The sequence below is a fragment of the Streptomyces olivaceoviridis genome (genome assembly GCF_014650115.1).
GTDB classification, from domain to species: domain Bacteria; phylum Actinomycetota; class Actinomycetes; order Streptomycetales; family Streptomycetaceae; genus Streptomyces; species Streptomyces olivaceoviridis.
In genome coordinates this window covers 27,055-51,005 of sequence record NZ_BMUI01000003.1, presented here as the reverse complement: position 1 = coordinate 51,005, position 23,951 = coordinate 27,055, and the positions used below count along the sequence as shown (strand labels likewise).

Annotated in this window: 24 protein-coding genes; 12 read left to right on the top strand and 12 right to left on the bottom strand. The window is 69.5% G+C overall.

The genetic code is table 11. The features are described 5' to 3' along the window. Positions 1-24 precede the first annotated feature (24 nt). Positions 25-1,296, top strand: a complete 1,272-nt coding sequence (locus IE273_RS06715) for a sensor histidine kinase (protein WP_189814228.1) — start codon at positions 25-27, stop codon at positions 1,294-1,296. Positions 1,297-1,325: 29 nt separating this feature from the next. Here IE273_RS06715 and IE273_RS06710 read toward each other — a convergent pair whose 3' ends face one another. Beyond that, entirely contained in the window at positions 1,326-1,838 is a 513-nt protein-coding gene (locus tag IE273_RS06710; protein ID WP_189814227.1) for a GtrA family protein, read from the bottom strand. 182 nt (positions 1,839-2,020) lie between these two features. Here IE273_RS06710 and IE273_RS06705 point away from each other — a divergent pair, with 182 nt between their 5' ends. From IE273_RS06705 to IE273_RS06695, 3 genes are read left to right on the top strand one after another with little or no spacing between them, the layout of a single operon-like run. Next, the gene (locus IE273_RS06705) at positions 2,021-3,160 is read left to right on the top strand and encodes a 5-(carboxyamino)imidazole ribonucleotide synthase (protein WP_189814226.1); all 1,140 of its coding nucleotides are present in this window, start codon (positions 2,021-2,023) and stop codon (positions 3,158-3,160) included. Further along, positions 3,157-3,681, top strand: a complete 525-nt coding sequence (purE, locus tag IE273_RS06700; protein ID WP_079082684.1) for a 5-(carboxyamino)imidazole ribonucleotide mutase — start codon at positions 3,157-3,159, stop codon at positions 3,679-3,681. Before IE273_RS06705 ends, purE begins: the two co-directional genes overlap by 4 nt. 5 nt (positions 3,682-3,686) lie before the next feature. After that, the gene (locus IE273_RS06695; protein ID WP_373309314.1) at positions 3,687-4,880 is read left to right on the top strand and encodes a dipeptidase; all 1,194 of its coding nucleotides are present in this window, start codon (positions 3,687-3,689) and stop codon (positions 4,878-4,880) included. 60 nt (positions 4,881-4,940) lie between these two features. Here the strand turns inward: IE273_RS06695 and IE273_RS06690 are convergent, their stop codons facing one another. Next, the gene (locus tag IE273_RS06690) at positions 4,941-5,333 is read right to left on the bottom strand and encodes a VOC family protein (protein ID WP_189814224.1); all 393 of its coding nucleotides are present in this window, start codon (positions 5,331-5,333) and stop codon (positions 4,941-4,943) included. A 21-nt stretch (positions 5,334-5,354) separates the two neighbouring features. Then, the gene (locus tag IE273_RS06685; protein ID WP_189814223.1) at positions 5,355-5,723 is read right to left on the bottom strand and encodes a VOC family protein; all 369 of its coding nucleotides are present in this window, start codon (positions 5,721-5,723) and stop codon (positions 5,355-5,357) included. Positions 5,724-5,809: 86 nt separating this feature from the next. Here IE273_RS06685 and IE273_RS06680 point away from each other — a divergent pair, with 86 nt between their 5' ends. Continuing rightward, entirely contained in the window at positions 5,810-6,316 is a 507-nt protein-coding gene (locus tag IE273_RS06680; protein ID WP_189814222.1) for a CGNR zinc finger domain-containing protein, read from the top strand. Positions 6,317-6,407: 91 nt separating this feature from the next. On the opposite strand, the gene IE273_RS06675 is transcribed toward IE273_RS06680, so the two are convergent. Then, complete coding sequence (locus IE273_RS06675; protein WP_189814221.1) at positions 6,408-7,751, bottom strand: UDP-glucose dehydrogenase family protein; 1,344 nt, start codon at positions 7,749-7,751, stop codon at positions 6,408-6,410. A 191-nt stretch (positions 7,752-7,942) separates the two neighbouring features. Between IE273_RS06675 and IE273_RS06670 the strand changes: the two genes are divergently transcribed. Beyond that, positions 7,943-9,100 carry an acyl-CoA dehydrogenase gene (locus IE273_RS06670; protein ID WP_268257494.1) on the top strand — a complete coding sequence of 386 codons (1,158 nt, stop codon included), beginning with the start codon at positions 7,943-7,945 and terminating at the stop codon, positions 9,098-9,100. A gap of 199 nt (positions 9,101-9,299) precedes the next feature. Here the strand turns inward: IE273_RS06670 and IE273_RS06665 are convergent, their stop codons facing one another. From IE273_RS06665 to IE273_RS44915, 3 genes are all read right to left on the bottom strand, one after another. Then, entirely contained in the window at positions 9,300-9,557 is a 258-nt protein-coding gene (locus IE273_RS06665; RefSeq protein ID WP_229887112.1) for a site-specific integrase, read from the bottom strand. Between the two features lie 225 nt (positions 9,558-9,782). Beyond that, the gene (locus IE273_RS44920) at positions 9,783-10,130 is read right to left on the bottom strand and encodes a hypothetical protein (protein WP_308437029.1); all 348 of its coding nucleotides are present in this window, start codon (positions 10,128-10,130) and stop codon (positions 9,783-9,785) included. A gap of 596 nt (positions 10,131-10,726) precedes the next feature. Then, complete coding sequence (locus IE273_RS44915) at positions 10,727-10,930, bottom strand: helix-turn-helix domain-containing protein (RefSeq protein ID WP_308437028.1); 204 nt, start codon at positions 10,928-10,930, stop codon at positions 10,727-10,729. Positions 10,931-11,373: 443 nt separating this feature from the next. Here IE273_RS44915 and IE273_RS06655 point away from each other — a divergent pair, with 443 nt between their 5' ends. The 4 genes from IE273_RS06655 (at position 11,374) to IE273_RS06640 (ending at position 14,027) form a co-directional block, all read left to right on the top strand. Then, positions 11,374-11,604: a DUF7848 domain-containing protein gene (locus IE273_RS06655; protein ID WP_189814220.1), complete on the top strand. Its 231-nt coding sequence runs from the start codon at positions 11,374-11,376 to the stop codon at positions 11,602-11,604. Positions 11,605-11,964: 360 nt separating this feature from the next. Further along, positions 11,965-12,420, top strand: coding sequence for an NUDIX domain-containing protein (locus IE273_RS06650; protein ID WP_189814219.1), 456 nt, complete (start codon positions 11,965-11,967; stop codon positions 12,418-12,420). Positions 12,421-12,443: 23 nt separating this feature from the next. Then, positions 12,444-13,358, top strand: a complete 915-nt coding sequence (locus IE273_RS06645) for a hypothetical protein (protein ID WP_229887111.1) — start codon at positions 12,444-12,446, stop codon at positions 13,356-13,358. 294 nt (positions 13,359-13,652) lie between these two features. Next, complete coding sequence (locus tag IE273_RS06640) at positions 13,653-14,027, top strand: four-helix bundle copper-binding protein (RefSeq protein ID WP_189814218.1); 375 nt, start codon at positions 13,653-13,655, stop codon at positions 14,025-14,027. A gap of 62 nt (positions 14,028-14,089) precedes the next feature. On the opposite strand, the gene IE273_RS06635 is transcribed toward IE273_RS06640, so the two are convergent. Further along, entirely contained in the window at positions 14,090-15,415 is a 1,326-nt protein-coding gene (locus IE273_RS06635; protein ID WP_189814217.1) for an LCP family protein, read from the bottom strand. 119 nt (positions 15,416-15,534) lie between these two features. Here IE273_RS06635 and IE273_RS06630 point away from each other — a divergent pair, with 119 nt between their 5' ends. Further along, complete coding sequence (locus IE273_RS06630) at positions 15,535-16,095, top strand: acyl-CoA thioesterase (RefSeq protein ID WP_189814216.1); 561 nt, start codon at positions 15,535-15,537, stop codon at positions 16,093-16,095. A gap of 33 nt (positions 16,096-16,128) precedes the next feature. Here IE273_RS06630 and IE273_RS06625 read toward each other — a convergent pair whose 3' ends face one another. Then, positions 16,129-17,649, bottom strand: a complete 1,521-nt coding sequence (locus IE273_RS06625) for an LCP family protein (RefSeq protein WP_444545919.1) — start codon at positions 17,647-17,649, stop codon at positions 16,129-16,131. A gap of 128 nt (positions 17,650-17,777) precedes the next feature. On the opposite strand from IE273_RS06625, the gene IE273_RS06620 reads away from it, so the two are divergent. Continuing rightward, the gene (locus tag IE273_RS06620) at positions 17,778-18,809 is read left to right on the top strand and encodes a glycosyltransferase family 2 protein (RefSeq protein WP_189814214.1); all 1,032 of its coding nucleotides are present in this window, start codon (positions 17,778-17,780) and stop codon (positions 18,807-18,809) included. Between the two features lie 61 nt (positions 18,810-18,870). Here the strand turns inward: IE273_RS06620 and IE273_RS06615 are convergent, their stop codons facing one another. From IE273_RS06615 to IE273_RS06605, 3 genes are all read right to left on the bottom strand, one after another. Next, the gene (locus IE273_RS06615; RefSeq protein WP_229887110.1) at positions 18,871-20,529 is read right to left on the bottom strand and encodes an LCP family protein; all 1,659 of its coding nucleotides are present in this window, start codon (positions 20,527-20,529) and stop codon (positions 18,871-18,873) included. 82 nt (positions 20,530-20,611) lie between these two features. Further along, entirely contained in the window at positions 20,612-22,390 is a 1,779-nt protein-coding gene (locus IE273_RS06610; RefSeq protein WP_189814213.1) for an LCP family protein, read from the bottom strand. 244 nt (positions 22,391-22,634) lie between these two features. After that, entirely contained in the window at positions 22,635-23,816 is a 1,182-nt protein-coding gene (locus tag IE273_RS06605; RefSeq protein ID WP_189814212.1) for an LCP family protein, read from the bottom strand. Between the last annotated feature and the right edge of the window lie 135 nt (positions 23,817-23,951).

The following is a 23,951-nucleotide window of genomic DNA, read 5'->3' as shown; positions in this document are numbered from 1 at the left end:
AGCGAGCACCCCAGGTAACGGAGCATGCGCCGACGTCTCATCCAGTCCACCCTCGCCGTCGTCCTCGTGGTGATCGCGGTCTTCGGCGTGTCCCTGGTGATCGTCGAGACGCGGACGATCGGCAACAGCGCCCAGGAGCGGGTCGAGTCGGAGGCGGTGCGGCTGGCCAGCATCGTGGACAGCCGGATCCTCGCCGCGGAGAACGTCAACGCGGACGTGCTGCGCAACCCGGTCAGCAAGGACCAGTACGCGGTCATCCGCATGCCCGGCAAGCCGCCCATCGAGATCGGGACCAAGCCCGAGGGCGACACCATCCAGTACACGCAGCGCGGCGAGGAGGGCGAGACGGTCACCGTGCAGGAGCCCCGCTCCGCGGTGACCCGCGAGGTCGGCCGGACCCTGCTGATCATCGGGCTGGTCGCGCTGCTCGCCGTGGTGGCGGCGGTGCTGCTCGCCGTACGGCAGGCCAACCGGCTCGCCTCCCCGCTGACCGACCTCGCCGAGACCGCGGAACGCCTCGGCTCCGGCGACCCACGCCCCCGGCACAAGCGGTACGGCGTGCCCGAGCTGGACCGGGTCGCCGATGTGCTGGACGCCTCCGCCGAGCGGATCGGGCGCATGCTGACGGCCGAGCGGCGCCTCGCGGCCGACGCCTCCCACCAGCTCCGCACGCCCCTGACCGCGCTGTCCATGCGGCTGGAGGAGATCACCCTCACCGACGACCCGGACACGGTGAAGGAGGAGGCGACCATCGCGCTGACGCAGGTCGAGCGGCTGACGGACGTCGTGCAGCGGCTGCTGACGAACTCAAGGGACCCGCGGACCGGCTCCGCCGTCACCTTCGACCTGGACGAGGTCATCCAGCAGCAGCTCGCCGAGTGGCGGCCCGCCTACCGCAGCGCCGGCCGGGCCATCGTCAGCTCCGGCAAGCGGCACCTCCAGGCGGTGGGCACCCCGGGCGCGGTCGCCCAGGTGCTGGCCGCGCTGATCGAGAACTCGCTCATGCACGGCGGCGGCACCGTCGCCCTGCGCACCCGGGTGACCGGCAACCAGGCCGTGATCGAGGTCACCGACGAGGGGCCGGGTGTGCCGGCCGACCTCGGCGCGCGGATCTTCGAGCGCACGATCAGCGGACGCAACTCCACGGGGATCGGCCTGGCCGTCGCCCGGGACCTCGCGGAGGCCGACGGCGGACGCCTGGAGCTGCTCCAGGCGCAGCCCCCGGTCTTCGGCCTGTTCCTCTCGCGCACGCCCCCGGCACGCACCCCGGACGACGAGCAGCCGACGGTCCGCTAGCCGGTCCGCCCGCCGGCCGGTCCGCGCGCCTACGGCACGTGCTGCTTGGGCGTCCGCTTCGTGGGGTTCGTCGGGTCCGGCTCCAGAATCGATTCCGCGCCCGCCACGGTCTCGCGGGCGGGCAGCGCCCGGAACACCCAGGAGCGGTACGACCAGAACCGGAAGAGGGTCGCGACGCCGATGCCGACGAACTTGAAGACGTTGCTCTGGAGCGGGCTGTCCCAGCCGAAGCCGTAGGTCGCCAGGTACAGCACGCCGTTCTCGATCACCAGGCCGATCGCGCTGAACAGCAGGAACAGCGTGAGTTCCTTGGTGCGCCCGCTCTTGTCGCGGTCCCGGTACGTCCAGTAACGGAAGCCGACGTAGTTGAAGACGATGGCCACGACGGTCGCGATGACGCTGGCCCGCACCACCGGCAGGTCGGAGACGTGCCGGACCAGGTTGAACACGCCGAGATTGACGAGGACGCCGGCACCGCCCACGGCACCGAACTTGACCACCTCTCCTACGAGCCGTTGCAGCCCCGAGGAACGAGGTTCCATGGCTGTGCAGCTCCCGTCGGTAGGTTTCCTCAACCCCGCCATGCTAGCCGGGCGGGGTCGCCGGTGCCCGTGGACCGGGCCACGCCGTGGAAACAGGTCGGAAAGAGGCGGGGAAGCACCGGGTAAGAGTCTGTGCGAGGGACGCGATCCGGCAGCCTGCGCGTGGCCGATACGCTAGGGGTGTGACGTTCCCGGTAGTCGGCATGGTCGGCGGGGGTCAGCTCGCGCGTATGACGCACGAGGCGGGCATCCCGTTCGGCATCAGGTTCAAGCTTCTCAGTGACACTCCTCAGGATTCCGCGGCGCAGGTCGTGAGCGACGTCGTCATCGGCGACTATCGCGACCTGGACACGCTCCGCGAGTTCGCGCGCGGCTGCGACGTGATCACTTTCGACCACGAGCACGTGCCCACCGAGCACCTGCGTGCCCTGGAGGCGGACGGCATCCCCGTGCGCCCGGGGCCGGACGCGCTCGTGCACGCCCAGGACAAGGGGGTGATGCGCGCGAAGCTCGACGCGATCGGCATCCCCTGCCCCCGGCACCGGATCGTGAGCGACCCGGAGGACGTGGTCCGGTTCGCCGAGGAGGGCGACGGCTTCCCGGTCGTCCTCAAGACGGTCCGCGGCGGCTACGACGGCAAGGGCGTGTGGGTCGTGGACAGCGCCGAGGAGGCGGCCGAGCCGTTCCGCGCCGGCGTGCCCGTCCTCGCCGAGGAGAAGGTCGACTACGTCCGCGAGCTGGCCGCCAACGTCGTACGCTCCCCGCACGGCCAGGCCGTCGCCTACCCGGTGGTGGAGTCGCAGCAGGTCAACGGCGTCTGCGACACCGTCATAGCCCCCGCGCCGGACCTGGAGGAGGAACTGGCGCTGCATGCCGAGCAGATGGCGCTGACCATCGCCAAGGAGCTGGGCGTCGTCGGGCACCTCGCCGTCGAGCTGTTCCAGACCCGCGACGGCCGCATCCTCGTCAACGAACTGGCGATGCGCCCGCACAACTCCGGCCACTGGAGCATGGACGGCGCGATCACGTCGCAGTTCGCCAACCACGTCCGCGCGGTCCTGGACCTGCCGCTGGGCGACCCGCGCCCGCGCGCCAAGTGGACCGTGATGGTCAACGTCCTGGGCGGCGACTTCCCGGACATGTACTCCGCGTACTTGCACTGCATGGCCCGTGACCCCAAGCTCAAGATCCACATGTATGGCAAGGACGTGAAGCCCGGCCGCAAGGTCGGACACGTCAACACCTACGGCGACGACCTGGACGACGTGCTGGAGCGCGCCCGTCACGCAGCCGGCTACCTGAGAGGCACCATCACCGAATGAGCCCCGTTGTTGGCATCGTCATGGGGTCGGACTCCGACTGGCCCGTCATGGAAGCCGCCGCCAAGGCCCTGGACGAGTTCGAGATCGCCTACGAGGTCGACGTCGTCTCCGCGCACCGCATGCCCCGCGAGATGATCACGTACGGTGAGCAGGCCGCCGACCGCGGCCTGAAGGTGATCATCGCGGGTGCGGGCGGCGCCGCCCACCTGCCCGGCATGCTCGCCTCCGTGACCCCGCTGCCGGTCATCGGCGTGCCCGTGCCGCTGAAGTACCTGGACGGCATGGACTCCCTGCTCTCCATCGTGCAGATGCCGGCCGGTGTCCCCGTCGCCACGGTCTCCGTCGCCGGTGCCCGCAACGCCGGTCTCCTCGCCGCCCGCATCCTCGCCGCGCACGACGAGGACCTGCTGCACCGGATGCGCGACTTCCAGCAGGACCTCAACGACCAGGCCACCGAGAAGGGCAAGCGGCTGCGCTCCAAGGTCGAGGGCGCGGGCAGCGGCTTCGGCTTCGGGAAGTGACCGCCGTGGCCACCCTGGACGAAGCACACGCGCTGCTGCGCGAGTTCCCCGTGGTCGACGGGCACAACGACCTGCCCTGGGCACTGCGCGAGCAGGTCGGCTACGACCTGGACGCCCTGGACATCGCCGGTGACCGGAGCGAGCGGCTGCACACCGACCTGCCGCGGCTGCGCGCGGGCGGGGTCGGCGCCCAGTACTGGTCGGTGTACGTGCCCTGCGAGCAGCCGGATCCGGTCGCGGCGACGCTGGAGCAGATCGACTGCGTCCGGCAGCTGCTGGCCCGCTACCCGGCGGCGCTGGCGCCCGCGCTGACCGCCGCCGACATGGAGGCGGCGCGCGGGGAAGGCCGTATCGCCTCGCTCATGGGCGCCGAGGGCGGGCACTCCATCGCCAACTCGCTCGGCACCCTGCGCGGCCTGTACGCGCTCGGCGTGCGCTACATGACGCTCACCCACAACGACAACGTGGACTGGGCCGACTCCGCGACCGACGAGCCGGGCGTGGGCGGGCTGTCCGCCTTCGGCCGCGAGGTCGTGGCGGAGATGAACCGCCTCGGCATGCTCGTCGACCTCTCCCACGTGGCGGCGACGACGATGCGCGACGCGCTGGACGCCACGTCCGCGCCGGTGATCTTCTCCCACTCCTCCTCCCGCGCGGTGTGCGACCACCCCCGCAACATCCCCGACGACGTCCTGGAACGCCTGCCCGCCAACGGCGGCGTGGCGATGGTGACGTTCGTGCCCAAGTTCGTGCTCCAGGCCGCCGTCGACTGGACGGCCGTGGCCTTCGAGAACCTGCGCGCCCACGGCTTCCACCCCCTGGACACCAGCCCCGAGGCGATGAAGATCCACCGGGCCTTCGAGGAGCGCAACCCGCGCCCGGTCGCCACGGTGTCCACGGTCGCCGACCACCTGGACCACATGCGCGAGGTCGCCGGGATCGACCACCTGGGCATCGGCGGCGACTACGACGGCACCGCGTTCACCCCGGACGGCCTGAACGACGTCTCCGGGTACCCGAACCTGCTCGCCGAACTGCTGGACCGCGGCTGGTCCAAGGCCGACCTGGCCAAGCTGACCTGGCAGAACGCGGTGCGTGTGCTCGGCGCGGCGGAGGACGTCGCCCGGGACCTCCAGGCGACCCGCGCGCCGTCCCTCGCCACGATCGAGTCGCTGGACGGCACGCGCGGCGAGAACTGACGACCGGGGTACGCCCGCCCGGTGAGGGCCGAGATCACCGGGCCGGACGTTCCCGGAGCGTCACGACCGTTCGATCCGGCACAGGCAGAACGGATGCCCGGCCGGGTCGGCGTACACCTGGAAGTCCTTCGTCTCGCGGTCCTCCAGGTCCAGCGGGCGGGCGCCGAGCGCCAGCACCCGCTCGTGTGCCGCGTCGAGGTCCGCCCAGGTCGGGCCCGCGTCGAAGTCGAGGTGGAGCTGCTGGCCGTTGCGGTCCGCGCGCGGCCACTCCGGCGGGGTGTGTCCCTTCGCCCGCTGGAAGGCCATCCGCGGCCCGTCCGGCACCTGGAGCACGACCCAGTCGTCGTCCTCCGGCCGCGGGGTTCCCCCGGCCACCGCCGCGTAGAAGGCGGCCAGCACGTGCGGATCGGGGCAGTCGAGCACGACGTTGCGGAAACGGGCCACGGATGCCATGGGGTCCTCCTCCGGGACGGGTCAGCAGGCGCAGAGACAGAACGGGTGCCCCGCCGGGTCGGCGTAGACACGGAAGGTCCGCTCGCGGTCCTGCGCGTCCAGCGGCTTGGCGCCCAGTTCCAGCACGCCCTTCTCCGCCGCGTCCAGGTCCTCCACCACCAGGTCCAGGTGGAACTGCTGCGACCGGTCCGCCGCGGGCCACTCCGGCGGCACGAACCCCTCCGCCCGCTGGAAGGCCAGCGCCGTCCCGCCGGGCACCTTCAGGTCCACCCACGCGCTGTCCGCGGGGTGCTCCTCCACCGTGCCGCCCAGCACACCGGCGTAGAAACCGGCCAGCGCGCGGGGGTCGGGACAGTCCAGGACGACGACGCCGAGCTTGGCGAGAGCCATGACTACCTCCTCGTAGCGTTACCTGTGGAGACGGGTAACCGGTAACCGTTACTGCATGCTCCCGTATAGGGGGTAACGTCGCAAGCATGAGCGAGAGATCGGTTGCTCCCGGCGCCCTGGCCCTGATCGAGTCCCTGGTCAACACCCTGGACATCGAGTCGGGCGCGGACGGGCTGGACACGCCGGAGGGCCGCGCCCGCCTCGGGATCACGCGGGACGGGCTGGCCGGCGCCCGGGAGCTCCGCGAGTCGCTGCGGGCCGCGCTGCTCGCGCACGCCGGACATCCGCCGCACCGCCCGGTGACCCCGCTGGGCACCCTGCTGGCACGGGCCCCGCTGTACGTCGCCGTCGACGACCACGACGGCTCGGCCCGCCTCGCCCCCGCCGACGCGGACCCGTTGCTCTCCCGGGTCGCCGCCGCCGTCGCCGAGGCGCTCGTCGCGGGCACCTGGACCCGGCTCAAGGCGTGCGAGGCCGACACCTGCCACTGGGCGTACTACGACCGCAGCCCCGCCGGGCGCGGGCGCTGGTGCTCGATGCGGGTGTGCGGGGCGCGCGCGAAGATGCGCAGGTACCGGGCGAAGGGCGCGTGAGCGGCGGCGGTGTGGTGCAGAATGCGGACAGACGCCGGTTCGGCCGACTGAGCCTCGGCCGAACCGGCGTCGCCATACGGGCCTCGGGGGCCTACGCCTTGGGGCGGCCCATCGCGCGGTACGTCCAGCCGGCCCGGCGCCACAGCTCCGGGTCGAGGGTGTTGCGGCCGTCGAGGATCACCCGGGCCGCCGCCGCCTCGCCGAGCGCCACCGGGTCCAGCTCGCGGAACTCGCGCCACTCGGTCAGGTGCAGGACGACGTCGGCGCTCCGGGCGGCCTCCAGCGCGGAGCCGGCGTAGCCCAGGGTCGGGAAGACCTTGCGGGCGTTCTCCATGCCCTTCGGGTCGTACACGGTCACCTGGCCGCCCTGGAGGTGGATCTGGCCGGCCACGTTCAGCGCGGGCGAGTCGCGGACGTCGTCCGAGTCCGGCTTGAAGGTGGCGCCGAGCACCGCGACCCGCTTGCCGAGGAAGGAGCCGCCGCCGAGCGCCTCCCGGGTCATCTCCACCATCTGGCCGCGCCGGCGCATGTTGATGGAGTCGATCTCGCGCAGGAAGGTCAGCGCCTGGTCGGCGCCCAGCTCGCCCGCGCGGGCCATGAACGCCCGGATGTCCTTGGGCAGGCAGCCGCCGCCGAAGCCGATGCCGGCCCGCAGGAACTTGCGGCCGATCCGGTCGTCGTGGCCGATGGCCTCCGCGAGCTTCGCCACGTCACCGCCGGCGGCCTCGCACACCTCCGCCATCGCGTTGATGAAGGAGATCTTGGTCGCGAGGAAGGAGTTCGCGGCCGTCTTCACCAACTCGGCGGTCGGGAAGTCGGTGACCACGAACGGCGTGCCCTCGCCGACCGGGCCCGCGTACACCTCGCGCAGCAGCTTCTCCGCGCGCTCGCTGCGCACACCGACGACGATCCGGTCCGGGTGCAGGGTGTCCTGGACGGCGAACCCCTCGCGCAGGAACTCCGGGTTCCAGGCCAGCTCGGCGTCGCCGCCCGCCGGGGCGTGCTCGGCCAGGTAGGCGGCCAGCCGGTCGGCGGAGCCTACCGGCACGGTCGACTTGCCGACGACCAGGGCGGGGCCGCGCAGATGCGGGGCGAGGGAGGCGACGGCGGAGTCGACGTAGCTCATGTCGCAGGCGTACTCGCCGTGCTTCTGCGGGGTGTTCACGCACACGAAGTGCACATCGCCGAAGGCGCCGACCTCGGCCCAGTCCGTGGTGAACCGCAGCCGCCCGGTGGACCCCTCGATCCCGGCCACGTGCCGGCGCAGCAGCTCTTCGAGCCCCGGCTCGTACATCGGCGTCTCGCCGCGCTCCAGCATGGCGATCTTCTCGGGTACGACGTCCAGGCCCAGCACCTCGAAGCCCAGTTCGGCCATGGCCGCGGCGTGCGTGGCGCCGAGGTAGCCGGTGCCGATCACGGTGATCTTCAGGCTCATGGGGTGCGCTCCAGCTCCGGTCCGTCGGTCCTGCTCGGTCATGCGGTGCCTGAGCATAGTCGGGCCGCTCGGCGGGCAGTTTCCCCGCTGTCACCAAGCTCACGTAGGCGGGTTCACACGGGGGCTCTAAAATTCAGTTACTTAACGGTAATTAGCGTCAGTATCACTGCGTCTTTGGAGCGTGAGAGACCGTGGCCGGATCGGCTGACTTCGACCTGTACCGCCCGTCCGAGGAGCACGACATGCTCCGGGACGCCGTCCGCTCCCTGGTCGAGGCGAAGATCGCGCCGTACGCCGCGGCGGTGGACGAGGAGGCCCGCTTCCCGCAGGAGGCCCTCGACGCCCTCGTAGCAAACGACCTGCACGCCGTGCACGTCCCCGAGGAGTACGGCGGCGCCGGCGCCGACGCGCTCGCCACGGTCATCGTGATCGAGGAGGTGGCCCGCGCCTGCGTCTCCTCCTCCCTCATCCCCGCCGTGAACAAGCTCGGCTCGCTCCCGGTGATCCTCTCCGGCGGCGAGGAGCTGAAGAAGAAGTACCTGACGCCGCTCGCCAAGGGCGACGCCATGTTCTCGTACTGCCTCTCCGAGCCGGAGGCCGGCTCCGACGCGGCCGGCATGAAGACCAAGGCGGTCCGCGACGGCGACCACTGGGTGCTCAACGGCGTGAAGCGCTGGATCACCAACGCGGGCGTCTCCGAGTACTACACGGTCATGGCCGTGACGGACCCCTCGAAGCGCTCCAAGGGCATCTCCGCCTTCGTCGTGGAGAAGTCGGACGAGGGCGTCTCCTTCGGCGCCCCGGAGAAGAAGCTCGGCATCAAGGGCTCCCCGACCCGCGAGGTCTACTTCGACAACGTCCGCATCCCCGCCGACCGCATGATCGGCGACGAGGGCACCGGCTTCATGACGGCCATGAAGACGCTGGACCACACCCGCATCACCATCGCCGCCCAGGCCCTCGGTGTCGCCCAGGGCGCCTTCGACTACGCCAAGGGCTACGTCCAGGAGCGCAAGCAGTTCGGCAAGCCGATCGCCGACTTCCAGGGAATCCAGTTCATGCTCGCCGACATGTCCATGAAGATCTCGGCGGCCCGCGCCCTCACCTACCAGGCCGCCGCCGCCTCCGAGCGCGGTGACGCCGACCTCACCTACCTGGGTGCCGCCGCCAAGTGCTTCGCCTCGGACGTCGCCATGGAGGTCACCACCGACGCCGTCCAGCTCCTCGGCGGCTACGGCTACACCCGTGACTACCCGGTCGAGCGCATGATGCGCGACGCCAAGATCACCCAGATTTATGAAGGCACGAACCAAGTTCAGCGGATCGTGATGGCAAGGAACCTTCCCTAGCAGGGCTTTGCAGGTCAGATGCCGTTTCGACGGCTCGGAGAGCCGGTCACGACTTGCGGCCTGTCGGAGCCCGTTTCGGCCCGCTCCTGGGCGTCATCCTGGGGAAATCCTGGGCTGGCGATGAGGCTAGAAGGCGATCTGACCTGCGGAAACAAACAACGGCCCCCGGCATCGCCGGGGGCCGTTCGCGTGGGGGCCGTTAGGCCACCTCGGTCTGCTCTCGCTCCGTCGGGTCGTCGGCTCCAGGTGTCAGCATCGAGGCGATGGCCGCCCGGCCGCGCTGTTCCGCTCCCTCAAAGATGTAGTGGTAGTGCTCCCGCAGGACGTCCGTGCTGCTGTGACCCATCCAGTCGGCCACGTCGTTCTCAGGGACGCCCGCGTACAGCGGACGGGACCCGTAGTAGTGCCGGAAGCTGTGAGGCTTGCAGTAGGCCACCCCGGCCTTGTCGAGAGCCACCAGCCAGAGGGTGAGCAGAACGGGAACACTTCACGTCACGCAGAGGTGCGGCCGGCAAGCGCGGAGTGCGAGCAGAACCGCGCACGAGTTGTCCGGCTGGACGCTTACCGCCCGGCCCCGGAGCAGCCCCCGGCTCCGAAGCCCGAACCGAAGCGGCCGGAATCGCTCAGGGACGCGAATCCCTTCCTCGCCCTGCTCTAAGCAATCAAAGCAACTGCCCCGACCCTACGCGGGTCGGGGCAGTACCTTTCCCTTCTCAATGGCCTTGAGGTTTTGGTATGCCTCCCGCAGGTCTGCACTCTCGGGCAGTTTTCGAGCCTCTACCGCCTTGACGACTTCCAGTGCGCGCCAATGATTTGACGGAACTACCCTTCCGGACAGAATCGCTTTCTGGGCAGAATTGCACGCTTCATCCATCCGGTTTTCCTTGAGGAGAACCAGAGCCAGATCGATATTCGCGCTAGCTACACGTCGTGGCCACTGGCTTACGTCATCGCTCGGGCTCAGCCTCTTGATTACTTCTCTTGCGTACGGCTCTGCCGCTGAATCTCCGAGCCATGCGAGCAGGGTCATAGCGGTAATGATGCTCTGGGGTGTCGGGGGCGCCGATAGCAGAGGAAAGCGCCTGTACTCGTTCAATTGCTGAGTAGGTGTCTCTTCCGTTTCCTAGCCGTGCGCTCGCTCTGCCCTCTTGCGCTGTTGCCTGGATGATTGCGGAGCCGTTGGCGGGCGCTATTTCTTGCGCGACTCGTGAGAGGTCGACGGCTTGGACGTAATCCCCATCGGTGAGGACTCGCCAAGCCTCAGTTTCATAGCACCACGCTTCAATTTCACGATGTCCGGCTTCCTTAGCAAGCGTTGCGGCTGTTTCAAGTCGCGCCGTAGCGGCGTCGTCTTGCATAAGGTCGATATGGACCGTAGCGCCTAGCAGGGATAGCCAACCCCCGACCACTAGGAGCCGACGATGCTCTGAAAGCGTCTTCCGGCCGTCAAGAAGTTTTCCAACATAGGCAGAATACTTACGCACCTGCCTCAGTAAGTCTTCCGGCTTGGCCTTGGGGTAAGCCATAGCTAAACCGTCAAATGCGCGCTCCAGACGCTCAAGGGTGGCATTCCCTACGTCGCTAGCCTGTACGCGCCGGGACAATTCCCAAGCGTCCATCTCATCGTCATGGGAACTGCTGTCTTCTGCATCCAGAGATAGGCCGAGGTATTCGTTTAAAGAGTTGCGTCAGCTCGGGTGAGGGGGCCTGTTTCCCGTTGAGTACCCGGCTCAGATAGGCAACGTCGTAATGGAGTTCCTTGGCTGCACCTCGCAGGCTCTTTCCCTGTTCCTTGAGTGCCGTCCGTACCTGAGACCCAAAGTCGATCATGGTGCAGCTCCCGTTGACTGTTGACTGCCATCGTAGTCAACGCTGGTCAACTGCCCCAAGTATGCGCGGAATCGGTTCAGTAGGCAGGCACAAACAGGACCCCGCGACGCGCGATCGTCTGGGGCCTGGCCACCAACCAGCCAAGGGGTAGACGACAGTGCTCAATGTGGAACCCAACGGCCGGCCGGACGCGTGCATCAAGTGCCTGACCGGGGGTGAGGCGTGACGGCCCCCGCGAGGCGCACCAGTACCCGTGTGAACGCTCTGCCCGAGCCTGAACTAGTGAGCCTCGTTGACGGCTCGGAACGGCGCGCAGATGACGGCTGGTGGGAGGAGTACGGCGGCACCCTTGACCCGGTGTCCGGCGTGATCACGTTCCCGCTCAACTCCCTGCCACCGTGCCCGTTTCGGTGTGAACGGTGCGCCCAGCGGAGGGGCGCGTGATGGCCCGCGCCACCTTCCGGTTCCGTGAGCACACGCTGACGCCGGAACGTGACAAGCCGACCTTGCACACCATGGAGTGTCAGGCGTGCGGACAGGCGAGCGTCGACAGCGCAGATCCCACGGACGGCACGCGATGGGCGGCTGACCACTTCAAAGCAAACCCTGGCCACTTCACCTACCAAGAACACATCGAGCGGTCGTACCGATTCGAGCCCGGAGCATGGCAGTGAGTACTGATCAAGAACTGTTGGCACCCGTCCGGCCGATCACGGCAACGGTCGGGGAAGACCTGAAGACCGTCCACGCCCTGGACGACGAGGGCAAGCCGGTTTGCGGTGCTGTCGGAAAGCTGACCGAGTGGCAGCGCACCGTGTCGTGCGCCGAGTGCTTGTCGGCGTGAGGGCGTTACGCGGCTCGCTGGCCGCTGTCGCCTGGCTTGCGTGGGTCGTGACTGTCGCGCTGATTGTCGCGCGAGGAATCGCCGCCTAGAGACGGAGCAGGCAAAGCCTGGGCGTGACCCGCACCCCACGGCATAGGTTGAGTCAGGTACAGCAAGCGCCCGACGCGCTTGCCCTATCGAAAGGGTGCGTATGAAGCGAATCATTGCCGGAGTGTGGAAACTCATTCGCGGCCCTCTGCAATGGCGTGTCCTATGGTTTGCGCACGCCAAATTCATGATCGGCGTTACGGGCGTAGTGCGGAACGAGGCGGGAGAAGTCCTGCTCCTCAAGCACCGAATGTGGCCCGCAGACCGGCCATGGGGACTTCCGACCGGCTACGCGATCAAGAGCGAAGAGTTTCCTAAGACCATCGTTCGAGAGGTCCGGGAGGAAACTGGTCTTGAAGTTGTTCCGGGACGACTGGTTCAAGTAACCAGTGGCTACAAACTCCGCGTGGAAATCGCCTACGAAGCGCTTCACGTGGGTGGAACTCTCAAGCTCGACGGCTTCGAAATTCTGGAGGCGAAATGGTTCAGCCCGGACGCGCTCCCGGAGGGCATGCAAGAGTCTCACATCCAGCTCATCAAGGCGGGCGCGGCGACTTAACGGAACTCGCCCCGAACGAGTCCGTGACCGGCGTTAAGGCAATGGCGGCATTGGCGGCCATGCGCATGGACGCGCCCGCGCTCACGGGTAAGCACCCTGCACACGTGTTCCGGCCGCTGTCGGAAATGCTCAGTCGGTGGGCGGCGGATGGCATCGACACCACCTCTTTCCATGCGGGCGTCGAAAACGCGAAACGCCGGTACGCCGGGTACGGCCTGACGAAGATGCTGCCGCTTGACCGTGTGTTGGTCGGCTGCGAATCCTCGCGAGTCGGTGCCTTGGCCGTCATCACCATGTACGGGCCCATGGAACGCCGAAATCCCGAGTGCCCCGAGCTGGCCCTTCTCGATCTTCTGCGCGCGTACGCGCATGACTGCCTTCACTACGGGTCGCGTCGGCGGTACGTGGAAGTGGCAGGGATGCCCGTCCGCACTCAGTACGGAATCAACTACCGCCGCACCACCGGACAGCCCTACTCGGCTGTCGACCAGCGTGGAAGCCACCACACGCGGAACCTCGGAATCGTCATGGAAGGTGCGTGCGACAGAGAGGCGCGCTCCATCACCCGGCAGACGGCAGAACGCTCCGGCGTGGCCGAGCCCTCAGACCTTCTTGGCGCGCTTGCGTTCCGGGACGTGACCGGGACGCTGACGGAGGAGGACGCCAGGCGCGCGGCGGGGGTGGTGGGGAGCGAAGAGAAGACGCGGTACGCGGCGGCTCTGAGCGGTTACGAGAAGGGCGTCAATCGCCGGTACGCGCACTTCCTTGAGGAGTTCGCCCCTGGGGAAGAGGTCGAGTGCCACACGCACCTTCTCGCGGCCATCATCAGCGGTGACGTGACGGCGCTGGGAGCGTGGCTGGACGAACGGCACGGCCCCGACACCTTCACGGGCCTGTTCCGAACACCGGGGTACTTCAACCCCGGCTTGACCGCCTGAGCGGTCCTTCGGTGGCCCCCGTCGTGTGCTTCCCCCGTGGCGCATGGCGGGGGCATTCCGCTGCCCCGGTGATCCTGGGGAAATCCTGGGGAGACCCCCTCTGAAGGGATCTTTCATGCAGGTCGCAGCCGTACGGCCTGTAAAGCACCCAGATTTACGAGGGCACGAACCAGGTCCAGCGCATCGTCATGGCCCGCAACCTGCCGTGATCCGACATGCGGGACGTCGCTCCCCGGCGTAGGACGGAAGCACACGGGGCCCGCTCCGGGTCCCGCATGCCTCCGAGGAGGAGCCATGACCCAGTCCCAGTCCCGGTCCGGAATGATGCCCGCCCTCACGCAGCAGATGCAGGACTGCATCGACGCCTGCATGGACTGCCACAACATCTGCGAGGAGGCCATGAGCTCCTGCATGCAGCAGGGCGGCCAGGCGCAGATGCAGATCATGCGCGCGCTCATGGACTGCTCCGAGACGACCCGCATGTGCGCCGACATGATGATGCGGCGCTCGCCCATGGCCGGCGAGATGTGCGCCGTCTGCGCGCGGGCCTGTGACATGTGCGCCGAGGCGTGTATGTCCATGCCCGACGACCAGATGATGATGCGCTGCGCCGAGGCGTGTCGCCGCTGCGCGGAGACCTGCCGGGCGATGGCGGGCGCCAGCATGTGAGCCCACCCCGGCACGGCCGAGGGCACCCCGCGGGGTGCCCTCGAAACCGGTGCGTGACGACGTCAGTTGCCGGAGACGGTGACCTTCTCGTCGTTGTTCAGCTCGTCCACCAGGGTCTTCACCTTGGCCTTGTCCCAGACGAGGTTGCCGCCCACGGAGCCGGAGATCGGCATGTTCATCGAGGTGCCGTCACCGCCGCTGACGCCCTTCATCGCCCAGAACATCGAGCCCAGGTCCCACAGCGACATGTCCTTGTCGACGATCAGGGAGTCCAGGCCCGCGCTCATGGTCGGGTAGAACTTGAACGGGTTGAGGATCGTCGAGGGGGTGGCCACCTGGTGGGCCAGGGCGGCCAGGAACTTCTGCTGGTTCTTGGTGCGCTGGAGGTCGGACGCGGCGAACGCGTGCCGGGTACGGACGAAGGCGAGCGCCTGCTGGCCGTTCAGGGTCTGCTTGCCGGCCTTGAAGTCGGCGCCCGACCACTTGTCCTTGAAGCCCTTGTCGATGGTGATGTCCACGCCGCCCACCGCGTCCACGATGCCGGCGAAGCCCTGGAAGCCGATCTCCACGTAGTGGTCGATGCGCAGTCCGGTGTTGGCCTCGATCGTGCGGACCAGCAGCGTCGGCCCGTCCTCGGCGTAGGTGGCGTTCAGCTTCGTGTGCCGCCCCTGCGCCGGGTAGGTCTTCCCGGACGTCGAGCCCTGGTACGACGGGACCACCACGTCGGAGTCGCGCGGCAGCGAGATCAGCGTGTCGCCGTTGCCGCCGACGTGCAGGATCATCATCGAGTCGGTGCGCTTGCCCTCGGCGCCGCCGGTGTGCAGCTTCTTCTCGTCCTCCTTGGACATGCCCTCACGGCTGTCCGAGCCGACGATCAGGTAGTTCGTGCCGTCGCCGCCCTCCGGCCGGTCGATGACCTTCGACAGGTCGACCTCGCGGCGCAGCTTGGAGTCGGCCCAGAAGTAGGTCGCGATCGAGGTGACGACCAGCACGGTCGCCAGCGTGATCGCCGTCCACTTGATCCGGCGCCGCCAGTTCGGCGCGGGGCGCGGCGCCCGGGTGGGCGCCCCCGCCGTACCGCCGGGACCCCGGCCGCCGGAGCCGCCGTAGACCTGGCCGGTGTTGTAGCCGCTGTCGTAGTCGCTGTAGCCGGCGCCTTCCTCGTGCCCCTGGCCGTCGACGTACGACGGCTGTCGCGGCACACCGGCCCCGTGCGGCGGCGCCGCCGGGCCGGGGTCGCCGTACGCCGAGCGCGGTCCGGGCGGTACCGCCGGGCCGCGCCGCACCTGACGCATCACGCGGGCCCCCTCCGGCTGTGCGCCGGCACTGCCGCGTCCGTAGCGCGGGCCGCGGTTGTCGTCGGACCATCCCTCGGGCCAGTCATTCATGCGCCCCAGTGTGCAGGGCCCGGCCATGTGCTCGACAAGGGATGTCGGGAAATCAGGGCCTCGCTGTTGCGAACCCGACACAAAGTCCGCGAAAGAGGCTTCGGCATAAGGTAGGGGGCATGACAGACCAGGTCACGGACACGGATCCGGCGATGGAACCGGACATCCCGGGCAAACCCACGTCCGCCTCGCGCACCACCCTCAGCCACATCATGACCCACAACGACACCAACCTGCTGGGGACCGTGCACGGTGGCGTGATCATGAAGCTCGTCGACGACGCGGCGGGCGCCGTGGCCGGCCGGCACTCCGGCGGTCCCGCCGTCACCGCGTCCATGGACGAGATGGTGTTCCTGGAGCCGGTCCGCGTCGGTGACCTGGTCCACGTCAAGGCGCAGGTGAACTGGACCGGCCGGACCTCGATGGAGATCGGCGTCCGGGTCCTCGCCGAGCGCTGGAACGAGTCGGACCCGGCCACCCAGGTCGGCTCCGCCTACCTGGTCTTCACGGGCGTCGACGCCGACGGCAAGCCGCGCCGGGTGCCGCCCGTGATACCGGAGACCGAGCGCGACCGCCGCCGCTACCAGGAGGCCCAGATCCGCCGCACCCACCGCCTGGCCCGCCGCCGGGCGATCCGGGAACTGCGGGAGAAGCGGGCGGCGGAAGGCTTCGAGGACTGATCCGGGGACCGATCCGAGGGCTGGGGGACGGGCTCAGCACGTCACCTCGTTGCCCCGTACGACGCTCTGCTCCGGCTGCGCCGGGTCGTCGAACCGTACCTTCCGCACGGTCGTGAACTCCGCGCCCGCCGTCACCTTCAGCAGCGGTCCCTGGCCCGGCACGGCCCGCAGCTCGCTGCCCGGCAGCGCCGCGGCCAGGGAACGGGCGGAGCGGTCCCAGCGGGGGTCGTAGAAGACGACCGTGCGCGCCACCCGGGCGGGCGCGGTCACCGGCCGGCGGGTGGTGGCGAAGCCGGTCGCCGCGAGTGCCGCGTCGACCCGCTTGGCCAGCCCCACCGTGCCGCTGCCGTTCGCCACCTGGACCCGGATCGTGTCCGGGGACACCTCCACCGGCACCGGAGTCCGCGCCGGGTCACGGCGCGGCTGCCGATCGGCGAGCGGCTTGTCGTCCCGCAGTGCCCCGAACAACTGCTCCGCCTTGGGCAGGTCCCACTTCAGGGTCGAGCCGATGCCCTTGACCGGGTAGTCCATCCGTCCGATCGGGACGGTGGTGAACTCGGACGAGGACGGCGAGAAGTTCCGCATCGCGCGGCCGAGGTCGAGCAGCTCGTCGGTGCCGAAGCCCGCGTCGGCGCGGACCGAGCCGAGCACCGCCCGGGTCACGTCCCGGAACCGCATCGGGTTCAGCAGCACCCCGGAGGAGGTCGCCTTGTCCAGCAGCGCGGCCAGGAACCGCTGCTGTCGCTTCATCCGGCCCAGGTCGCTGGCACCGTCGACGTGCCGGGCCCGTACGTACTGGAGCGCCTGCCCGCCCCGGAGGGTGTACGTGCCGGGCGCGAGGTCGAGTCCGGTGTACCGGTCCTTCAGCGGCGTCGGCGTGCACACCTTGACCCCGCCGAGGACGTCCACGGTCCTCATGAAGCTGGTGAAGTCGACCTCCAGATAGTGGTCGATCTTCACATGGGTCATGCCCTCGACCGTGCGGATGGTCAGCTGGGGGCCGCCCTCGGCGTAGGCCGCGTTGAGCCTGACCGGGTGGGGGCCGTGCCGCTGCCCGGTGTTCTGGTCGACGTGCGCGGGCGTCTCGGCGTAGGAGTCGCGCGGCAGGCTCACCACGGTGGCCCGCTCCCGGTCCTCCGCGATGTGCACGATCATCATGGTGTCGGTGCAGTGACAGGGTGCCCCGCCCAGCCGGTAGGCCCGCCGGTCCCGCTCGCTGAGCTTGTCGCGGCCGTCGGTGCCGACCAGCAGGACGTTCATGCCGTGCCCGGCCCGGGGCCGGTTCTTCATGTCCTTGAAGGCGTCGATCCGGGCGATGCCCGCGTCCAGGCTGGCGACCACCGCGTGCCCGATCCCGGCGGAGGCGAGCACCACGACCGACAGCGTGGTGACCGCCCGCATGGCCCAGCGTGGCCGCCGCGGCGGCCGGACCGGCCGTACCCGCCGCTCGGGCGGGCGCGGCACCCGGCGGGGTGACCGCGGGCGGCGCTGCGGGCTGGGAGCCCCTCCCACGCTTCTGGCGGTGGGGGAGGGGGACCGGGGCGGGCTGGGCAAGGGGGACACCTCCGGACGAGGCCGTACGTGGGATCCGTGAGCACAGTAGGCCGATACGATCTCCAGCCCGCGTCGCAGGCCCGGCGGCGCGCACCCGTATCCCCCGTTCGCGGTAACGTGAGGCCCCTATGAACGCCAAGCCCGACGTGCGGCTCCCCGCAGTGTCCGTGATCATGCCCGTCCTCGATGAGGAGCGGCATCTGCGCGGGGCCGTCCAAGCGATCCTCGCGCAGGAGTACGCCGGCGAGATGGAGGTCGTGATCGCCCTCGGTCCGTCCACGGACCGCACGGACGAGATCGCCGCCGAGCTGGTCGCCGAAGACCCGCGCGTGCACACCGTCCCGAACCCGACCGGCCGCACGCCCGCGGCGCTGAACGCGGCGATCAAGGCCTCCCGGCACCCCATCGTGGTCCGCGTCGACGGCCACGGCATGCTCTCGCCGAACTACATCGCGACCGCCGTGCGGCTCCTGGAGGAGACCGGCGCGCAGAACGTCGGCGGCATCATGCACGCCGAGGGGGAGACCGACTGGGAGCACGCGGTGGCCGCCGCGATGACCTCGAAGATCGGCGTCGGCAACGCGGCGTTCCACACCGGCGGCCAGGCCGGCCCCGCCGAGACGGTCTACCTCGGCGTCTTCCGCCGCGAGGCGCTGGAGCAGCAGGGCGGCTACAACGAGGAGTTCATCCGCGCCCAGGACTGGGAGCTGAACTTCCGCATCCGTGAGGCGGGCGGGCTCATCTGGTTCTCGCCCGAGCTGAAGGTGTCGTACCGGCCGCGGCCGTCGGTGCGGGCGCTGGCCAAGCAGTACAAGGACTACGGCCGTTGGCGGCACGTCGTCGCCCGCTACCACTCCGGCTCGATCAACCTGCGCTACCTGGCGCCGCCGACGGCGGTGTGCGCGATAGCCGCGGGTCTGGTCGTCGGCGCGGCGCTGACCCCGTGGGGCCTCGTGATCCCCGGCGGCTACCTGGCCGCGATAGCCGCGGGCTCCGTCCCGGCCGGCAAGGGGCTGCGGCCGAAGGCCCGGCTCCAGATCCCGGTGGCCCTCGCCACCATGCACATGTCGTGGGGCTGGGGCTTCCTGACCAGCCCGAAGTCCCTGGCGAAGAGGGTCATCGCCTCCCGGCGGCCCGCGGTCGTGGACGCCGCCGCCTGACGGACACCCGAAGGGGCCCCTCCCGCGCGGGAGGGGCCCCTTCATGCGCGCAGGGGCGTCACTACCACTGGTAGGGCCCGTACACGTCCATGCAGTCCCCCTTGTCCGAGGCGTTGACGGCGTCGGTGCCCTCGGGCAGGTCGCCCGCCTCCGGCTGGGACTGCTTGGGGTAGCTGCTGCCCGAGCGCCAGTCCGCGCCGACGACGACGGTGACCCCCGACACGTCGGTCGACTTCTTGACCGAACTCATCGGGATGCCCAGCGCCTTGGCCACCGCCTGGGCGTCACCCTCCAGGTCCGCGCTCGGATACCGCACGACCGTCTTGTCCTCGGCCAGGCTCCCCGAGGTGTCGGCCTGCGCCCGCGCGTAGCCCTTCTGCACGAGCACCTGGCCGATCGCCGACGCCCGCTGCGGCACCGGGGCCTCGGTGCCGGTCCGGGTGGCGTTCTGCACCAGCACCCCGAGCCGGCTCGCGTCGAGCGAGGGCTTCTTGGCCGGCTCGTCCTTGCCCGTGTCCTTCTTCGGCCCGGAGTCCCCGCCGTTCTTGTCGAGCGGCACGTCGTCCTGGAGCATCTGCCACACCTTGGCGGCCTTGTCTTCGTCCGGTACGACGTGGTTGTCCGGGTCCTGCGGGTCCGGGATGTTGGGCATCGTCAGGCTGGTGATGCGGTCGGTCGGCACCGACTTCATCTCCATGCCCAGGTCGTACAGCTTCTTGACCGTGCCGATCTCCTCGGAGACCTTCAGGGACTTGGTGGCCGCGTCGGCCAGGTCCATCAGCCGGCCGGTGTCGGTGAACACGTTCTGCTGCTTCAGCGTGCGGACCATCGAGTTCAGGTACATGTGCTGCGCGCGGGCCCGCATCAGGTCGCTGCCCCAGGCGTGCCGGGTGCGCAGCCACTGAAGTGCCTGCTCGCCCTTCACCTGGTGCGAACCCCTCCTCAGCTTCAGGCCGGAGCCGCCGCGCTGGCGGGGCGTCGAGTGGTCCCACACGTTCTGGTTGACGCACACCTCGACACCCCCGATCGCGTCCGCCATCCGCACCACGCCCGCGAAGTCGATCGTCATCCAGTGGTCGATGTAGACCCCGGTGAGGTTCTCCCAGGTGAGCAGGGTGCAGCCGGCCCCACCGCGGGCCAGGCTGACGTTGATGATGTCGTTCGTCGCCGGATAGACGTGGTCGGTCTTGGGGTCCGTGCACTCGGGGATGTCCACCCGGGTGTCCCGCGGGATGCTCACCATGGCGGCGCTCTTGCGGTCCGCCGAGAGGTGGATGAGCATCTGCACGTCACCGAGCGGCGGGTCGCCGACGTGGTCCCTGCTGCCGCCGAGCTTCACGTTCTCCTTGGAGTTCCGGCTGTCGGAGCCGATCAGCAGGATGTTCAGCGGGGTCTGGCCGGCCGCGTTCGGGCGGGTCCTGTGCGCCTTGGAGTCGTCGCCGTTGGCCCGCTTGCCCTTCTCGATGTTGCTGTTGAGATGCTGGTAGTAGAGATATCCGGCACCGGCCGTGCCGAGTATCACCACCGCCAGCACAGTGGCCGACCAGCGCAGCACCCGCCGTCTGCGCCGCCGTTCGGTCTTCGGCCCACCCGTCCGCCGTCCGCCGCCACGTCCACTGCCGTGCCGGCCGGAACGCGCCGGCGCGTCCGAGTTCTTCGGCGCGAGCGACTTCGTGTCCTCGACCGCCGGAGCCTCCCCGCGCACCTCGCTCTGCGCCAAACTCCCTGCCCTCCCCACCCTTGCGCCAAGCAACGGGCCCGTCCCGCGTCCGGTTAGACGCTTGACGGGCCCATAGGGTTACCTACGAGGCGCACTTGACCTTGTCTGCCGTGGACTTGTCCACGTCCGGCGCCTTCGTCGGCGCCGTCAGGGAGACCCCCGCTCCCTTGAAGTCCTTGCCCAGGGTCAGCGTCATCGCCGGCAGCCCCTGGGAGTTGGTCACGCTCTCGCCCGGTTTCAGCGCGGCCCCGGACAGGCCCATGATCGCGGCCAGCCGGCGAGCCTGGGCCGCCTGGTCGGGACCGTACTCCAGCGTGGTCTTGGCCAACTCGGCGGGCGCGTTGCCCGCGTTCTCCGACTTGGTCACGCCCTCGTCGTTCTGGAGCCAGTTGAGCACCGCCTGGGCGCTGCCCGCCTGGGCCCCGCCGTTGAGGATGCGCACCCGCACCTCGGAGGCGGGCGCCTTGGTGCCCTTGAGCCGGGCGGCCTGCGCGTCCTTCGCCGCCTTCTCCTTCTTCTTCACGTCGGTGAAGGAGACGTCGTTGCTGATGGCGTCGAAGACCGCCGGAGCCTTCGACTCGTTGAGGACGACCGTGGCGTGGATCTTCTCCGCCGGGTTGTCCACGACCGGCACCGTGGTGAAGGTCAGGTTCTTGGGGTTGAGCTTGCCCAGCTCCAGACCCAGGTCCTTCAGCTTGCCGATGTCCTTGAGCTTGTCGTCGACGGTGAGGGCCTTGGTGCCCGCCTCCGCCAGCTTCACCATCTTCGTCGGGCTGGTGAGCGTGGCGTTGCCCTTCAGCTTGCGCATCAGCGCGCCCAGGAACTGCTGCTGGAGCTCGATCCGGCTCAGGTCGCCGCCGAAGCCGACGGAGTGCCGGGTGCGCACGAACGCCAGCGCCTGCTCACCGTAGATCGTGTGCTTGCCCTCGGACAGCTTCAGATGCGACTTGGGGTCGTCGATGTCCTTGGCCAGACACACCTCGACGCCGCCGACCGCCTCGGTCAGCGTCTTGACGGCGTTGAAGTCGGCGACCATGAAGTCGTCCGGCTTGATCCCGGTCAGCTCGGTCACCGTGCGCATGGTGCAGCTCGGCGTACGGTCGTCCTGGCCGAGGCTCTCGTTGAAGCGGACGCCCTGCGAGCCCGGGATGACCTTGGTGGTGCCGTCCTCCTGCTCGGTCGGGCAGTCCGGGACGTCCACGATCAGGTCGCGCGGGATACTCAGCGCGGTGGCGTTGGACCGGTCCTTGGAGAGGTGCAGCAGGATCGTCGTGTCGGCGTGCCCGACGCTGCCCGAGTCGCCGTAGCCCTCGTTGCCCGCGCCCGTGCGCTTGTCCGTGCCGATCACCAGGATGTTGATCGCCTCGTCCTTGCGGAAGCCGCCGGTGCTGGCGCCGTCGTCCGACACGGAGGTGATGTTGTCGTTCAGGTGCTTGATGTAGAGGTAGCCGGCGGCCGACACGGCGACGAGTACGAAGGCCATGGACCCGCCGGTCCACAGCAGCACCTTCTTCGCCGTCGACTTCTTCTTCACCGGCCGCCGGGAGGCGCGCCTGCCCTGCGGTGCCTCCGGCTCGGCGCCCCGGCGCCGGGCCGAGCGCGGAGCCGGCACCTCGGCGCCGCGCGCCCGGGGCGTCTGTCGGTCCTTGCCGGTCGTCTGCCGGTCCTCACCGGCCGTCTGCCGGGCACGGCCGCCCGCCGCGTCATCGCCGTCCCGGGGGGACGGTCTGCGCGGTCCGGGAACCGGCGACTGCGCTGCGGAAGGGCTCAGTCGCAGTTCGTATTCGCCGGTGTTCGGATTGAGCACCCACTGGTCTGCGGGGTCGATGTTGTCCGCCCGCCCACGGCCTTGCGCGTCCACGGTTGTCCGAATCCTCCGTCGGGGCCACGCGGCGCCTTCCCCCTCCAAGGCGCTCGGGTCTCGGTGAAACAGTGCACGACCCCAGGTCGGACCTCGCGGCCAGGTGCACCGGATCGCTCACACTATCCGCCCAGTTGAGCGTCGAGCGACGCTGGTGACAAATTCGACATGCCTACAACCGGGCAATCCCCCTCATTTTCTGAACGGATTTTCTGAACGGCAGTTCACCACCCCGGTGCGCGGCTCACTCACAGGTCTGTTCGGCGGCGGTCCTCCCGCGGAACGTCGGGGCGGGCGAGGGGTCGTCCGCCGTGCCGGACCCCGTGTCCTGCCCGGGGATTTCCTGTGCGTTCTCCCGGGTCACCACGACCGGGCGATCGGCCCGCAGCCGGGCGAACAGCGTCTCGGCCTCCGGCTCCACGAGTTGATCGCGGTTGGCGTCGTAGACGTACGACTCCCTCGGCACCGTCAGGAACTGGACATGTTCGCTGGGGATGTCACGCAGTCCACGCACCAACTGATACAAACCGCCCAGACTTGCCAGTTCCGGATCGGTGGTCAGCGAGGAGGTCGCCGCGTTCAGCACCGGATACAGCTTCACCGGGTTCAGCAGGATGCTCTGCACCTTGTTGACGAGCGCGCCGAGGAACCGCTGCTGCCGCTCCATGCGTTCGGTGTCGCTGCCGTTCCCCAGCGACTTGCGGGCGCGGACGAACCCGAGTGCCTGCTCCCCGTCGAGCCTGACCTTCCCCGCGGGCAGCTTCAGCTTCGCCGCCTTGTCGTCCACCGGTTCCTTCAGGCACACCTGCACGCCGTCGACGGCGTCCACCATCTCCTTGAACCCGCTGAAGTCCAGGACCATGTGGTGGTCGATCCGGATGCCGGTCAGCTTCTCGACGGTCCGGATCGTGCACGCCGAACCGCCCACCTGGAAGGCGTGGTTGAACATCGCGAACACCGGATCGCTGCGCCTGCCGTCCTTCTGCCCGCAGCTCGGGATGTCCACCATCAGGTCCCGGGGCAGCGAGACGGCGGTGGCGCTGTGCCGGTCGGCGGCGAGGTGCAGCAGGATCGTCGTGTCCGACCGCTCGGTGCCGGCGTCCTTCCCGTACTTGCCGTTGCCGGCCCCGGCCCGCGTGTCGGACCCGATCAGCAGGATGTTCTGCGCGTCCCGCACCAGCGCGGTGGGCCGCTCCCGCTCGAACCGCGCCAGCTCGGCGGCGGCGGCCTCGTCGGCGGTGATGTTGGCGCTGAGCCTCGCGTAGACGGCCCACCCGGCACCCGCGGCCACGACGAGGAGTACGGCAGCCCCCAGCGCGGAGTTCCGCCCCCACCGCCGCCGCCGGCGCCGTATCAGCCCGTCCCCGGTCGCGGAGGCCCCCGCCCCCGGACCGGGACCGACGGGCTTGCCTGCGGTGTCGGTCACGGTAGGGCCATCCCCTCATGGCGTACGAGCGGCGCGTCCTGCACTTACGACGATGGCGGGGCGGGGGAGGGGGAGGCGCCCTTTGCTGCTCCAGTCGGGTGACGGCACCGCCCGGAAGGCGGGGTTCGGGGACGG